The sequence below is a fragment of the Pseudolactococcus yaeyamensis genome (assembly GCF_054658615.1).
The window spans coordinates 1-15,866 of the sequence record NZ_BAAGGP010000028.1; the positions used below are offsets into that span (position 1 = coordinate 1).

12 protein-coding genes are annotated in these 15,866 nt (G+C 38.7%); 2 read left to right on the plus strand and 10 right to left on the minus strand.

Translation table 11 applies throughout. From position 1 onward, the window contains the following. Positions 1-206 precede the first annotated feature (206 nt). Entirely contained in the window at positions 207-395 is a 189-nt protein-coding gene (locus tag ACYQ21_RS07025) for a type II toxin-antitoxin system HicA family toxin (protein ID WP_460056885.1), read from the plus strand. Positions 396-432: 37 nt separating this feature from the next. After that, complete coding sequence (locus ACYQ21_RS07030; RefSeq protein ID WP_460056888.1) at positions 433-807, plus strand: type II toxin-antitoxin system HicB family antitoxin; 375 nt, start codon at positions 433-435, stop codon at positions 805-807. A 212-nt stretch (positions 808-1,019) separates the two neighbouring features. On the opposite strand, the gene ACYQ21_RS07035 is transcribed toward ACYQ21_RS07030, so the two are convergent. The 10 genes from ACYQ21_RS07035 to ACYQ21_RS07080 all read right to left on the minus strand — a co-directional run bounded on the left by ACYQ21_RS07035 (position 1,020) and on the right by ACYQ21_RS07080 (position 15,713). Beyond that, the gene (locus ACYQ21_RS07035) at positions 1,020-1,508 is read right to left on the minus strand and encodes a hypothetical protein (protein ID WP_460056890.1); all 489 of its coding nucleotides are present in this window, start codon (positions 1,506-1,508) and stop codon (positions 1,020-1,022) included. Between the two features lie 110 nt (positions 1,509-1,618). Then, positions 1,619-3,715 carry a helicase-related protein gene (locus ACYQ21_RS07040; protein WP_460056951.1) on the minus strand — a complete coding sequence of 699 codons (2,097 nt, stop codon included), beginning with the start codon at positions 3,713-3,715 and terminating at the stop codon, positions 1,619-1,621. Beyond that, positions 3,628-10,146: a DEAD/DEAH box helicase family protein gene (locus ACYQ21_RS07045; RefSeq protein WP_460056892.1), complete on the minus strand. Its 6,519-nt coding sequence runs from the start codon at positions 10,144-10,146 to the stop codon at positions 3,628-3,630. The genes ACYQ21_RS07040 and ACYQ21_RS07045 overlap by 88 nt, the downstream gene beginning before the upstream one ends. A 7-nt stretch (positions 10,147-10,153) precedes the next feature. After that, positions 10,154-11,569, minus strand: coding sequence for a hypothetical protein (locus tag ACYQ21_RS07050; protein ID WP_460056894.1), 1,416 nt, complete (start codon positions 11,567-11,569; stop codon positions 10,154-10,156). A 16-nt stretch (positions 11,570-11,585) separates the two neighbouring features. After that, positions 11,586-13,064 carry a toprim domain-containing protein gene (locus tag ACYQ21_RS07055; protein ID WP_460056897.1) on the minus strand — a complete coding sequence of 493 codons (1,479 nt, stop codon included), beginning with the start codon at positions 13,062-13,064 and terminating at the stop codon, positions 11,586-11,588. Positions 13,065-13,079: 15 nt separating this feature from the next. After that, on the minus strand, positions 13,080-13,514 hold the full coding sequence (locus ACYQ21_RS07060; RefSeq protein WP_460056899.1) for a single-stranded DNA-binding protein: 435 nt from the start codon (positions 13,512-13,514) through the stop codon (positions 13,080-13,082). Between the two features lie 11 nt (positions 13,515-13,525). Then, the gene (gene mobP2, locus ACYQ21_RS07065) at positions 13,526-14,788 is read right to left on the minus strand and encodes a MobP2 family relaxase (protein ID WP_460056901.1); all 1,263 of its coding nucleotides are present in this window, start codon (positions 14,786-14,788) and stop codon (positions 13,526-13,528) included. 11 nt (positions 14,789-14,799) lie between these two features. Then, positions 14,800-15,240, minus strand: a complete 441-nt coding sequence (locus tag ACYQ21_RS07070) for a hypothetical protein (protein WP_460056904.1) — start codon at positions 15,238-15,240, stop codon at positions 14,800-14,802. After that, positions 15,233-15,478, minus strand: coding sequence for a hypothetical protein (locus ACYQ21_RS07075; protein WP_460056906.1), 246 nt, complete (start codon positions 15,476-15,478; stop codon positions 15,233-15,235). Before ACYQ21_RS07075 ends, ACYQ21_RS07070 begins: the two co-directional genes overlap by 8 nt. Then, positions 15,468-15,713, minus strand: a complete 246-nt coding sequence (locus ACYQ21_RS07080; RefSeq protein ID WP_460056908.1) for a hypothetical protein — start codon at positions 15,711-15,713, stop codon at positions 15,468-15,470. Before ACYQ21_RS07080 ends, ACYQ21_RS07075 begins: the two co-directional genes overlap by 11 nt. Between the last annotated feature and the right edge of the window lie 153 nt (positions 15,714-15,866).

The following is a 15,866-nucleotide window of genomic DNA, read 5'->3' on the forward strand; positions in this document are numbered from 1 at the left end:
ACTTTCCAATAGTCTCCATATGCCATGTTAGTACCTGCTTTCTTTTTTGAAATAGCTTTTCTATCTCTATGAATTTATTTTTACATAACTATTATCTGTTGTCAACGATTAAATCGCTTCGAGTGCAATTTTTTTCAAAATAATTGTTTTTTCTTGACTTCAATGCGCATAGTGCGTATAATTAAAAGTGTAAGGAGGTAATGCGCATGCCACTTACAGGCAAACAATTGCTGAAACTTGCTGTCAAAAATGGATGGAAAGAACACCGCATTAATGGTAGCCACCACATTGTGCAAAAGCAAGGTTTTCTTCCTGTTACGATTCCAGTTCACGCTAATCAAGACTTGAAGAAAGGCACTGAGCAGAAAATACTGAAAGATTTAGGGCTGAAATAGTTCGGCTTTCAGTGTTTTTTCATAGGAGGAACTTATCATGTTAAAAACATATCCTGCAATTTTTCATAAAGAAGATAACGGCTTTTGGGTTGAATTTCCTGAATTTAACGGTGCAACGGAAGGGAATACACTAGATGCAGCCATTACTAATGCTCAAGAGTTTTTAGCTGGCATCCTGGCATATTATATTGATGAAAATAAAGACTTACCTACGCCATCGGATATTACGCAGTTGGCAACTACTGATGGTTTTACAAGCCTTATTCAAGTTGACCCTACACCTTTCATTAGAGGCAATAAGACCGTTAGAAAAAACGTGACCGTGCCAGAATGGTTGGTAAAGAAAGCACAAAAGGAACATATCAATTTCTCTGAAACACTCACTGAAGCACTTTTACAAAAAATTGTCTAAACACAAAAAACGCCCCCCAGACCAGACAGTCTGAGAGAGCGTTTTATTGTGACTTAAAATTCTAAATCATCCTCATATGATTTTATACTAACGTTGTGTTGCCAGATAGCCAAATGCTGTAGTCCCTGTAAGGAATGCAAAAAATACAAACAATATAACCATCGTTCCAATTATCACATGCTCTTTATTATCTTCAATCCAATCGAACAACATTAAATCTTTCTCTTTTTCCTAATTTCCTCAATAACTAGAATATCTCTATAATTTGATTTGATAGAATTAATCCCAAACATGAGGATACATAAAATTATAAACGCAAGCAAAGCCAAAAATAAGAAGATGACCATCGGTAAATAAGCAAATGTATCACTTCCTCTATCCTGCATACTTGAGGTCAACAAGTCTGTCAAAAGACGATAAATATTAGCCCATATTCCTGATATGATAGATAGAAATACACCAACTACTAAAATAGAAAAAGTTAATTTTTGAAATTCAAGAAAAGACTTTAAATAGACATGTTCAGATATAAGCATATCATCAGTTAGTTTATTAAAACGTGCCTTCTGAGCTGTATATTTTTCCAATCTCTTTTTTCTTATTTTGAAATATAATTCAGACTGTTTCTTAGGTTTATTATAGCTTTGAGGGTTCAAATAACGATTTTTTTGTCTTTGAAACAATAAATTTATTTTTTTCAAGATAACTCCATTCATTACTCAGAATTTAAGAGTCTTAACTCCTCCAAATTCTATCAGTTTTTTGATATATGGCAAATACCCGCATATAGCTAAGTGATATTTTAAATACGTCACATTTCTAAATCATCGTCAACTTCAAATGATTTTGCTTGACTTGGTGTCTGTTTAGACACACCTGCTTCAATTTGTTGGTTGACTCCATTCAGGCGCAAGCTGACTTGCTTAAACTCGTCCTCCTTATCAAATTTAACGTTTTGATTAGCTTTCAAGCCTGCTAGCTTCGCCTTATTATCCTTCAATCTACTTTCAGCCACGTCAGGTGCTTTAATAATTTTGTCCGTCAAAAGGTTATTAAGGCGTGTCATTGTGCCAATACCGCTTGACACATTGATACTGAGTGGATGAACGGCTTGACCGACGACGAAAATCGTATCTTCTGCGTGTAGCGTGGTCTGCTCAGTCTTGGTTCGTCCCATGATCTCAAATCCTTTATACTCGCCAATCTTAAAATCATGCACTTCAGTTGTAAAAGCATTGTGGACGATGTTGTTGATGTTGTTGTTCTTGTCGCCTGCTTCTCGCTTGCTTGTAATGAGACCCTGTCCTTCAAGCAATAATTCAAAAGGTGGCTCAATCGGTTTAACGAGGTCTTTTTCGCCCTTTTCCTTTTGACTGTTGTAGGCAATCATTTGGTACTCATAGCGCCGATAAGCCGCTTCATCGTTTGCCATATGTTGCTCAGCTGTGACCTTATCTGCCGTAATCTTGGTTAAATGGCGTTCGCTCAAGGGGATTTCAGTTTCTAAATACTGAATTTCTTTGGTATTCTTTTCTTGACCTTTGATAAAGTAATTGCGGGCAATCGTGAGATTAGCTAAGCTGTTTTCAAGTTCCATCTTTTCTTTGATATAGGGATTATTGGTCGCAACCGCCTTGATTTCACTTGCCGTCAAAACGAGGTCATCCATTTCGTCCATGGAACGACTTGCGGACTTACCACTCATGACCTGAGTGATATATTTGAGTTTTTGTTCCTGAATTTGCCACATGAAGGTGTCAAAAGTTCCTTTTGTCACATAGTTATAGATTTGAACTTCTGGATTGGTATTGCCCTGACGAACAATTCTACCATTGCGCTGTTCGATGTCACTTGGTCGCCAAGGGACATCCACATGATGGACGGCTAAGAGTTTATCTTGCACGTTGACACCAGTCCCGCCTTTTTGCGTACTGGCAAAGAGAACCCTGACCTCTCCAGTTCGGACTTTTTCAAAAAGCGCCTCTTTTTGCTCATCTTTCTCGGCATCATGGATAAAGGCAATTTCTTTTGCAGGGATACCCATAGCTATCAAATTATCCTTGATTTCTTGATAAACATTGAAGTTATAATCAATATCATCCGCAAATTCAATTCTATCGCCTTTCGTTTTTCGACTTGTTTTAGGTGTCCCAATATCCGAAAAGACCATTTGTGTCGCTTTCGTGGCTATGTTTTCCTCCCAAATTCTAAAAACATTTTCAGCCACTTGTTGGGGTTTAGCGCTGTCTATCGCATCATAAGCAGGGTCAATTAAGCGCATATCGGTTGCCATCAGACGTGCGTGTGTTATAATTCTAAGCATATTGTCTTCTCTCGGGTCAACTTGCCCAGACGACACGGCATCGCTTCGGTCAATCAATTCATCCATATAGAGCTTTTGTTGCTCTGACGGCTCACTGACAATCACAAACGGTTTACCATCATTTGCGATTGCAGGTGTGGGTAAATCAAGCATATCAGCTGTCTGAATATCTGCGACTGTTTGATAAAGTTTCATCAATTCAGGCAGATTATTGAACTTGCTGAAGCGTATGACTTGTTTCCATTTTTGACCCGTTTGATCAACTTCCATGTTGCTCTCAATCTGCGCAAACAAAGCAGCCCATTCATCAAAACTACTGATACGATTACTTTCTAAGACATCAGGCTCTAAATACCGCATCATGGTATACATCTCAGCCATCGAGTTTGAAACTGGTGTGCCTGTCGCAAAAACAACACCGCCACCTTTTTCGTTATTCTCTTGTAAATACTTAGCCTTTAAAAGCATATCACTAGCTTTTTGACTAGCGGTCATATTCACACCCTTAACATCTGCCAACTCAGTCTGATAAGACAAATTCTTAAAGTTGTGTGCTTCATCGACAAAGAGAAAATCAACCCCCATATTTTCAAAAAGGATACCGTCGTCTTTACGTGTCTGTAAACTCTCCAGTTTATTTTCAAGTCGTTTTTCAAGTGCCTCCATTTGCTTAACGGATGGACTTTTTTACCCTGTTCCTCTTTTGCTTTGAAAATCGCCGTTTTGATACTGTCCAGTTCTTGACTAAGATAGTCGTCTTCTCTTTCTTTGGCAAGTGGTATTTTACCAAACTGTTCATGAGAGAGTATCACGGCATCGTAATCTCCTGCGCCAATTCGAGCAATAAGTTTGCGACGTCGCTCTTTGATGAAATCACGAGGGCTTGGCGAGATAATATTGCGGTCAGAATAGGCTTGTTTCATATCCTTGCCAAACTGTTTGAGTATGCTTTTAGGCACAACGTAAAGCGGCTTATGAGCTAGTCCTAGCTCTTTTAACTTCATACCACTAGCAATCATTGACAAGGTCTTACCTGAGCCTACAACGTGCGCAAATAAGCCACGTTGTGATTGAACAACTCGACTAACGGCATCTTTTTGATGTGGGCGTAACTCAATATCTGTGGTTAGCCCATCAAAAGTGAAGTGACTGCCATCGTAAGTACGCACAACAGTTGAGTTGTGGTCCCGATTATAGATATCTGTAATCTCCTGACGGATAACCTCATTATCCATGACAAACTCGTTAAATTCCAATGCTAACAATTTTTGCTTGTTTTCGGCAACGGCAGTTAATGCTGCATTGGTCTGTTTTCTACCGCTGCTGTCATAATAATTGACCGTCGTTTTCCGAAGATTAAGCATATCATTGAAAAGATGCACAGGATTATGCCTGCGAGTTTCGCCCTCGATGATCAAATCATTGTATAGACCTTGACTAACATAATCTTTATTAAACAGGCTAGGTTCGGAAATCACATATTTTGACAAGGTTTGATTGTAGGCGACTTGCATCCGACGACTGCCACCATTTCCTACACCGTCAGGATGCGTATAGTTCAAGCCAAGTATTTTTTCAGCTAGAAACTGTTGGTAGACTTCAGTGGGGATAAAGCGGCTGCCGATTTTGAAATCAATTTCTGTGATGGACAAAGGTTCAGGCATGACTTTATCAAGCGCAGTCTTGTTTTTCAAGTAAACTGCTTCATCTATTTTGTCAGTTGCTTTTAACTCTTCAAGCGCCATCAGTTTGGTATGGATATTACCACTCAAATAATCATCTGCCTGCTCGTACTTTTCCGTCACTGGATTCAAATAGATACTACTATCAAGTTCTGCGATGTAGTCCTCTTTTGACAAAGGTAAGAGTTCGCTCATATACTCAAAATTGATCGTCCCATAGCGATTGATAGAAGCATTTAAGGCATCAACTGGATTGCTAACGACAATTTCTTTTCTTGAGGCAATCGTCTTTTTATGGAAGAAATCACTTTTTCGATAAGTAAGGTCTCCCTTATCATCACGATAGTCACTTTCAATCGCAAGGACTGAATAGTAATTTAAATCTTCCTCGAAAAGCTGCGCATTCTCTTTGCGATTAAGGAAATTCCCGTACTTGCCTTTTAATTTTTTATTTGTCGTGAAAGCATCATAGCTTGTATTGAGCTTATCAAGCAGCACTTGAAAAGCTGTGTCATCTTGCCCTTTATCTGGACTGTCATGTTGGTATTGGATAATCTCCTGTACCACACTTGAAATCTCGACCATAGCTGTCAAGCGTGGTAGGACTGTTTGAGACCATTTGCCACGTGACCACCACATGGCAGGTTTGCCATTTTTCTCAAAGACAAGCTCATCGTCTTTGTTTCTTTTTTGGATATAACCTGCCCTAAACCATGCTTCGTTTTTTTCGACAATGCCATCGATACTGTCATTAAAGTAAATTTTCCCATCATGGATCATATGCGTTTGAGGGGCTAAATCTCTGACCGTTTCAGGGATTGAGACATCTAAATAAGACTGTTTAGAAACAGAAGGCGTTTCAGCTACCGCTGCTAAATCCACGGCACTTTCTTCAAACAGCCAGACGATATTTTCTTTGTGAGCATTCAGCTTGTCAATTGCTTGATTTTTTTCATCATTTTCTCTGACTGCTTGTCGGTGCATATAGGTCGGATTATAGGTTTCAGAAAAATCTTTAATTTTGATTTCGTCAGAATTAAAAGTAGGCGAAGGTGAAATTTGTTCTGATAAAATCGTGTTAATCAGGTGTGGCAGTTCAACTGCAGGTGTGGGATTGACTGTTAAAGTCTTACCATGGAAATTTTTGACATCATAGTGACCTGCGACGTGTTCAATATCTGTAAAATATCGATTGGCAGAAACACCCTCCAAGTACTCGCCGTCATGATTGACATCAGGCACGCTAGTCGTTTCATGCCAATTACCAACCAACTCTGAATACCCTTGATTTCCTTTTTGGAAAAATAGAATATCTGTCGAGACATCCGTGCCTGCGATGGCTTTAAAGGCATTATTTGGCAATCGGACACCACTGATAAACCCTGCTTCAGTGCTTATTTCTTGACGGAAAGTCGAATTTCGCTTATCCATCGTCCCTGTACTTGTAATAAAGGCGACAATACCACCATCACGGACTAAATCAAGCGATTTTTTGAAGAAATAATCATGAATGACATAGGGCTTATCATATCTATCATCTGTGATACTGAAATCCGCAAAAGGGACATTACCGATAACCACATCAAAAGCATCATCATTAAACTCAGTTGTTTCAAAACCTTGGATTTTAATGTCTGCTTCTGGATGGAGTTGTTTAGCGATAGCGCCTGTGATGCCGTCTAATTCAACACCGTAAAGATCGCTATTTGAGAGCAAATTTTCAGGCATGGCACTAAAGAAATTACCTGTTCCCATCGCAGGGTCAGTATAATAGGCTGTCAAACTTGAACGGCGCATAGCCGCATATTCTTTTGAGCTGACAATTGCTTTAAGAGCTTCACGTTGTCCCTCATAGCGTTTAAGGTTATCATCAAAGAAAGTATTAGCCAGACCGCCCCACCCGACGTATTGCGCAAGTATAGCTTGTTCTTGCGATGTTGCTTGTCGGTTTTCTTTTTCAAGACTTTTGACAAGTCGAATCGCTTCAAGATTGGCAGTAACTTTTTCAGTTGGCGTTTTGGGATAGAAATCAGCCAAATTTTCTGGAAAAGAAAAAGCCTTTGGAGGCTCTGTTGGTCGGTCCGACTGAAAATGCCCGTCATTTGTAGGGTCATGGCTAATTTCTTGACCGTCACTATCCATATTGACCACGTTGATACCCTTTGCGGCAGCTAGGGTTGTAGCTTTAATCTCCTTGGGTTGTTCCTGAATTTTCGGTTCAACTGGCTCATCAAGAACTATGCTTTTTTCCTTTGCGATTTCATCAATTTGTTCTGCATAGGCATTAACGATACCCCCTTGCTCATCATGAGCCAACTCTGAAAAACTATTTTTGCCAAAAGCATTGTATGCCTCGTCATCAAGATAGTTTTTGACTGTATTTTTAACGAAAAGTTGTTCACTCTCGTTTAAATCAAGCATTTCTTTTTGATATTCAGAAATTGCAAGCATATTATTCAAAGACTTATAAGGCTCAGAAATTTCAGAAACAGCTTCAGTTGAAAGACTAGAAATCTCTTTTTCTATGCCTTGTACTATGTTGCCTGCTTCATCAACTATGTTTGCCGCTTTAAACTGAGCATCGTCATCTCTCACGTCAATATAACCAAGCGCTGCTTCATAGCTCTCAAATGCCATGGCATTCGTTAGGATGTTAGTGCTACTTGTAGAGATGAGCACATCGCCCATTCGGATTTCATCCATGTAGTAACTACCATTATCAGCGCCATCAAGTTGGATATAGAATTTACCAGAACTTACGACCTGTTCATCAAGTAAGATTTGAGGATTTTTTTCTGTTTCAAGTTCTTCCCAATCATCCAGGGCAAAGTAAAACGTTTCCGAAAAACCACCAAAAGTTTGTGGGAAAGTATCGCCTGAACCCACAGAAAAACCTTGATAATTAAGTGGCTCATCGCCATTTATAACAGCTAATGGTAAACCTTGTTCATAGAATTTTTGGTATTCCTCAAAAGTTAGCTTAACTGCATCTGATTTTCTCTGGTCAAAGTCATTATCAAAATCAAGGGCGGTCATATCGTCCAGATACACACTTGGAAAATCTGGAGTAGATATATACTCGTCATAGTAACTTAGACCTGGTGACTCTTTTTTCAACGCTTCTACGAATGCTTCGCCTTTGACAAAATTATCGGAAACAGAAAAACCTTCGATTGAATCGGAAGTGTCTTTTTCTTCTACTTCAGAGATAAATTGTTGCACTTCTTCCAAAGTATACAGATTATCAAAAGTGTAAGTGTAACCGTCTTGTCGGTCAAAAAGCTCAGCCTCAATATCAAATTCTTTTCCCCAATGTTCGCCATAGGCTAAATAGCCTTGACTGATACTATCTTCGATGACTTCAACTGCCCAAGGTGCTACTGGCACATTTTCAAAGCTGTCCTCGACTTGAGATAGTCGCCAAATGTGAAGTTTTAACACACTATCTTCAACTTGTATGCTATTTTGAAATTGACCATTTGTGTAGATTAAATCGCCCTCTTGAGAGAGAATATCTTGGATATCAATCGGATTGTAGGCAAGTGGGTTTTCTTCTGGTTCTACTGCAGTCAACTCAACAATATCATCAAACAAGGAAATTTCGCCAAGGTTGCTGTCGGGTGCTACTGTTTCAACTTCAATAGCAGCTAACTGCTCATCCTTTGTCTTATCAATCGTGAGTGCCAAGTTCTTCTGACGATTGATCGTAGCCACAATTTCATGCAAATCAAAATCATCTGGCAGACCAAGATGACCTGGATGAACAATCAGCGCATCCATTCCAAAACCAAATTTTAAGTCAAATTTCTTTGAAAAATGTATATCAAAAGGATTACTGATCATTTCAGCTGTATTATCCTTATCGATTAGAGAGATGATTTCTGCGATAGGTGTATCGCTTTCAAGCGCCCCATTTTCCATGAAAATAACTCGACGTTCTATCTGATTTTTCAAGAATCGATGCGCTGCCTGATACTGAATTAAAACAGTCAGGTTATCTGAAATATCGTGAGTGCTACTCTCTGGCAGTTGGTACTCATCTATGACTTCATGAGTAGTTTCAGCCTCAACAACAGCTGCCGATGTAAAAATATCTTCTGGTACATCTGTAGCTAGAATATCCTGATTAAAAACTTGATTGGCGACGTCGATGGCGGTTTCGATTTTGTCTTGAATCGTCCAAATCTCATCAACCGATGTCAGATTTTCAAGCACGTCATTGACAACAGGGGTATCCTCGCCATATTTCGCGTTCTGTCGCTGTTTGACTTGAGTGATGAGGAATTTATCGCTATTAGCTTGTCGCTCTTCTAGCGTTGATTCTGGGCCATTTAAAGCAAAGTCAACATATACTCGCAAATTATCTGGCGCAAATGATGGTTCAAAACCGTCTGGCAGAAGACTAGGTTCTGACAAAACTTTTGGAATTAAACCCTCGTCAGAAAAAAGAACAGTCCCACCGCTGTCCAAAAAGACACCATCTTGCCTATCATGCTTAACTTCCAAATGCGATTGTTCAAATCGATAAAGCATATCTTTACGCTGCTCATCATTTTTAAAGCCTTTGTATTGCGTGACCCACTCTAAGACAAGCGCTTTTTCTGTTTGAAATTGTGCCTGTTTGTCATTCTCCAGTTCCGCAACCTTTTCAAGCGTTGTCAGATTCTTTTGAATGCTTATCAGGATACTTTTTGAGAGGTTATTGGCAATTTTGATGACTTCAAGCGGACGTAATTCAGGATTGTCCTTAAACTTGGCTTGAATGTTTCCAGCCTTTCTCAAGTCGTCTGCTTCAGTCGAGATATTCAACTCAGTATTCAAAGAAAACTCAGCTATAAACGGGACAACTGCTTTCTCAGCTTCACTAAGACCTGCAAAGTTCGCAAGTCCAGTTTCAGCCTTATCTTTGATATAGCGCCAAAAATCACGTTCAGCGGTATCGTTTGGAAACAAAATGTCAAACTTTTCAAGCTCTAAAAATTTAAACACTTGATTTTCCGTCAACATCAAGCTCTCAACGTTTAATTCCTTGTGTGCTACCTGAGTCATATCAAAATAAGTCGTGCGTTTAGAATAGGGGTTATTTGGCTCAATAAGCGTTTGAATCCCTTTTTGACCGCTAATAACCGCTCCTCCAAGCTCAGACCACTCATCAAAAGTCTTAACTTTGGTCGCAGTGGGATTTTGACCGTAAATTTCAATGATTGTTGTGATAGGTAACTCATACAAGTAACGATTTTGCATCAAAAACTGATACAATTCAGCAGGCGAACTGATGAGTTGTCGTGCGGTGTTATTGAAAATCTCTTTGATGATTTGATTTTGTTTGTCCATTGTCTCCTCACATTTCTAATTCTTCATCTTCCTTTTTAAGTTCCGATTTATCCAATTTTGGCAAATGACAAGTAATCATCCCTAATCCTATTTCACGTGCCATATCTGGATTAAATGAAACGTTCTCAACTTTAGCAAATACTGTCTCACCAGCTTCATCTGAAAAATAGATAATATTTTCTGCATCCTCAGCTATTGATTCCGAAAAGGCAACTTTAGGAAAATCAAACCCATAGTTGATAAACGAGTCATTCATTTTTTCAATTTTACCCGCCATATTTAGATGCCCTGCATCCTTGAATTGTTCAATTAAGCTCATACGTGCAAGATCTTGAAATTCTTCCAGGCTGTTTTTCAAAAAAGGTGAATCTAGTTTATCAGTATCAAGCCCTTCACCGTTTAAAATCTCAGAAATTTCATTCACAAAATCTTTGATATTTTGCTCTTGAAAAGCATCTTTTCCCTCTTTAATTTTTATTTCTTGCGCACGCCATTCTGCGCTATTTTTGATGTGAGCGTAATTTTGAGACGTTCCCATTTCTTCCTCTTTCTGTTCATACGTATAGCCATTTTTTAGCAGCTTATTTTTCAATAGATGAACTAACTCATTTTTATCTTCTAAATATTCCTGACTTTTAGTTGAATCAGAACTAGTAAGAAGTTTATTGACAAATTCTGCCATGTCATCATTTTTTAAGTCATCATTTAGCACCACGCCAAATTCAAAATGTTTCTGTGATATTCTTTTAAGCTCCTGATCCACTATCATATCTACCAAAAATTCACTTGGATTTTCATCAAATCCATATCTCTCTTGACTATTTAGTAGCTTAAAATCTTTTGTATAGTTATCAAATCTCGCAAATTCTGCACCTGAAGGGGCAGTGAAATGACCACTACCATCACCATACATAAACATTTTCCAACCGGTCGGCAGTCTCTCAGACAACTTATCAGCTCTTTTTTGACTGACCATATCCGCCTCAATTTGAGCAATTTCAGTATATTCCTGATGCTCTAATGCCCTTTCTTGTTCCTCATCATAATCCGCCAATGCCTTTTCTTCAGCTTCCGCAAACTGTTCCCGTGCCTCTACCCATTCTGCGTGTTCCTCAAGAATTTGAGGTCTATTATCCGAATACTCGACAAAATTCATATCACGATATTGACTATCATGAATAAAAGTTCCTAAATAATATTCTTCTAAAATATTAGCATCAAGACTATGAGGTGAATTTAAAAGACGTTCCTTAATCGGTTCTAGCTCTTTTTCAATATACTGGTATTCCTCTACATCCAACACTCTCTCAAAAGTTACTCTAAAATTTGTCAGTTGCTCATTGAGTGCTAATTCAGTTTCACTCACATTCCTTGCAAATCTTGATATAATTCTGTTCAAAAAACCATTATTTTTTTCTGCCATTTTTATATTCCATCCCTTAAATTTCAAGCTCACCTTCAGGATGAGCGACACTAAATTTCTTCGTATCAGATTTTGAAATCTGATTTTCATCAAAGTTACGGCTGACCTGTTCAAATTCATGTGCATTAGTCACATCGATAAAGACTGGCATTTGACGACTTTCTGCTTTCAAAACGTCATTCCAATCTTTTTGGATAGCTTTTCTAGGTTTAGCGACAATTCTCGTTTGATAATCAACTACCAAATCACTTGTAATATCAAAAAAATAGTCGCTAATATCACGACTAAGTTTTGGATGACTGATTGTCCTTCTCAAATCTTTGTCATTATCTAAATAGGATATGACTAATGACCTAACCTGCTTTTCAATCTCATCTGAAGACAAGATGATTTTTTCTTTCGTCGTTGGATCGTACGGATTTTTCAAAGCAAAATAGTGATAGTAACCCATATCATTTGAAATTCTAGGTTCATGAGAAAAATTCGTCTCGAACTTGTGAATCGCAAGTAAAGGGCGTAAATCAAAAGTTTCATCATGTTCCGCAAGCACTCGTTGATACATATCCAATATGTCCTGTGGCACACTATAAAAGTCAGGGATATTATTTTTAAAGATGTCTGGACCTTCCGACCAAGCATTGAGTTTGGCATAATGTGACCAAAACTTCACACCAGTGCTATCATTATCAGTCGAAATATAGATGCCATCATTTGTGACGTCTTTCTGGCCATGTTCTGCGGCGTACTTTATAAAGTTACCGACTGCCACTGGTTTCACACCTGCCATCGCCGCATACATGACATCTTGTCTAGCTTCTGGATTGAAAGAATAGTAAGATAAGGCATCAATTGGTGCCTCAAAGATATAAATTTTCTGAGGATTGCCAAAAGAGAAATGAAAACCAAAATTAGGTTCACTATTTCTCGCAATACCTTTGAAATAATCCCGACCATTGAATCGACTGGGCAAGAAAGTTGTCCCTTGAACAACCGCACCAGTTGCACGGTTATCCCACTTATAATTGAACAAGACATTATTTTGAACATCCTGAGTAATCATTCTCGTTTTGAGCATGGCATCGACTAAATTCGCATTGAGTTTACGTTCATTGACTAGGTAATTCCTTGCGACTGTGGTATCTTTGTTCAACTTGAAATAGTAGTAAAACGGCTCTTTTTTCTTTGGCTTAAAATTGGCAACTGGCTTGTGGTCTGTTTTACCGAAATCATTTTCGTCCAGATAAGTCACAGCTTCAATGAATGTCATGCCTGACCAGTCCATCAATAAATTGATAGGCTTGCCAACTTTTCTAGTTTCAAAGTTATAGAAGATATTTTGTTCAGGGTTAATGGCTAATTTAGAGTGTCCTTTCACTCGACAAAAACCCTTGCTGTCGACACCTTCATAAAACTCTATCCCCATGCTACTCGCAACTGATACAATATTTGAAGTGTCCAAATAAGCAATTTCTGCTTTGGTATATTTTGTTTTCATGCGCTACCTTTCCAATCAAGAAAATGGATCATAGTCATCTCTCGGGTCACTATAATCAGCGACTTCCCTATCTGCTGCCTCTGGATAATAGACTTCATCAGGCATCTTGCCGTCAGGCGTTTGAGCAGCTCGTTTTTCCAAGACATGAAATTCACTCACAATAACGCCTGTCCAGTATTTCACTTCTCCAGTTGTTTTATCCGCATATTTTTGTGCAGATAAACGCCCCAGGACATTCATCAAAGTGCCTTTATGACCATATTGAGAAATCAACTCAGCTGTTTTCCGATAAGCCGTACATTGTAAGAAATCTGTGCGTTTCCTACCGTCTGCACCCGCATAGTTTTCTTGTACCGCCAAAGTAAATTTTGCGACCGCAACATTATTCGGTGTGTAAGTCAGTTTAGGGTCTGCCGTCAAGCGACCAATCAAAGCAGTTGTATTTAACATAGTAGTCTCCTCTATCTTTCATTTTCTTTTTCCTGCTCAAGCTCTCGCTTAAAGCGCTCCGCAGAAAATTCTCGTTTACTTTCTTCCCACGTTTTTTTAAAGGCTTTGTTTAAAGCATTTTGAAAACGATAATCCACAAAATTTCTACGCCACCTTTGTTTTTTAGGCAGCTTTTCTAAATCAACTTTGCCAAACCCTTTCAAACCTAATTTATCCTTGAGTGCTTTATCATAGCCATTGCACTCTTTCAAAAATTCATTACCTAGCTTGCGCTTGAGTTCATCCATTTTATTTTGCTTATAATCTTCTGCTCGACTTTTACCGTAAGTATCCTCATAGTATTCAACCTGCTCATCAAGCAAGTCAATAAATTCCCGATACTCTTCTTGGAAATTCCGAGTGATGTAGTCCACAACGAAAAAATCAATCACATCTCGATAGCCAGCCATGGCATTGTTGCCATACTTCCAAAGCCGTTTGTCATCTGGTAAGGACTGAAAGATTTTTTCAAAGTTGGCGATGGTTTCATAATCATAAGGCGAATCGATAAAAGGTATATTTTTCCTACTCATGACATCTCGCATGAGTTCAGATAGTCTTTTTGTCGTCTCTGAATTATCAATCAGGTTTGACAACAGGACACTTTTAAATCTGGCATAGGAATTTTGTGTGCCTGCTTTTTTAGTCCGTGTTCCTCGATACGTTTCATAAGTAAACCCCTTTTTAGATGTCCGTATGATTTTTTCACGTGTCGGTTCTGGTTCAACTATCGCCACGTGAACATGAAAATTATCGGTGTTGTAGTGGATTGCGCCAGACCAAATGGCTGAGTTAGACATGCCCTCACGTTCAAGCATATCTGAGACAGCCATTCTGACGGCTTGTTTAATTTTCTTCTCGTCTAATTGGTCGAGTTGGCTATTGTAGAGACCATATTTTTCAAGAAAATCATTATCAAAAGAAATGACATCCTGCCACATAAGCGACCCATTCTTTTGTGCCTGCTTAAATTTCCCTTTCAGTTCCTTGACCTCATCTGAGGATAACTCATCACTGAAAGAAGTAAAAAGACCACTCGCATTGGCACGTGGTCTGTTCATATACATATTATAATTTTCAAAATCGGCTTTGGCATCCGCTTCCTCAAAAGCAAAATTGGATGACTCGTACATTTGTGTTCGAGTTGCCTCGTCACGATCCATGTACTTGATATAGTTCTGATATTTTTTATTGAAGGGTTCTTTAAACTTCATCTTATAGACGATACCAACCATCAAGCTACCTCTTAATCAAATGGATTGTAATCAGAAGTATCATCTGTTTCGGCTACTTCCTTTTTAGCTTTATCGCTATAAACTTTTCTTTGTACCACATCATCAATCATTTGCTTGTGCTGCGTTTCATAGAAAGCAAGAAAAGGATGACGATTCGTCTGCTTATCAATCGGGATTTGATAAGTGGGTTGTTGATGCAACCAATGATTCAGCACGCCAAGAATGACATCGGTATTCTTTTGAGCTTGCCGTGACGATAATTTTATCCCCACCAAATCCGCACGGAGCGATTGATTTTCAGCCTGCAGCTTTTCCATTTCAGATTGATAAAAGTTACGTTCAGATAAAATCTTTCCCAAGATTGTCGGCTTGTGTTTTTCAGCTACCAACAACTTAAAAAGGTCTTCTTGTTTACTTTTATAAATTCTTGCATCCACAAAATCTTCAGCCATCCAATTTCTCCATTTCTTTTATCAAGGCGACCATCACTTCTCTATTGCGATCAATCGCAACGCTCAAAAGTTGCCCAACCTCTTCCAGATTGTAAGAGCGCTCCATCAAAAAGGGTGTGTCCGTATGCCTGCGCAATAACATCCGCAAGTAACTTTCACGTGTCTGCCCTTTTGACTTTGCGACCTCATCAATATGACGAACAATGTCATCATCTAAGTTCCGTATTTTAATATCCATCTAAAAAAATCCTCCCTACTTTTTCGATAACGGCTTGATTATCGTGTATCACTTCACACGCCTCGTCGATTATTTTTTTGTAGGCATCCATGCCCCTAAAATTCATTTCTTCATGCGCCACTTTTAAAATTATTTGTCGTAAATAAGCTTCACGACTAAGACTTTCTTTACTCGCAAGTTGGTCAATAATGACAAGCTCACGATCAGGTATCCGCCTGAGATTGACGACCCTCATTTTGATTAAATCCTCCGTTTTCCATAAAATAGACTAGTTCACGACTCTCATAAAATTTTTCACTTTGTGAAAGAGCATAAGGGGAAACTGGTACCACAATGGTGGTAAAGTCGCAGTGCGACTTGTTTCAGAGTGGGGTCATAAAAACCATGT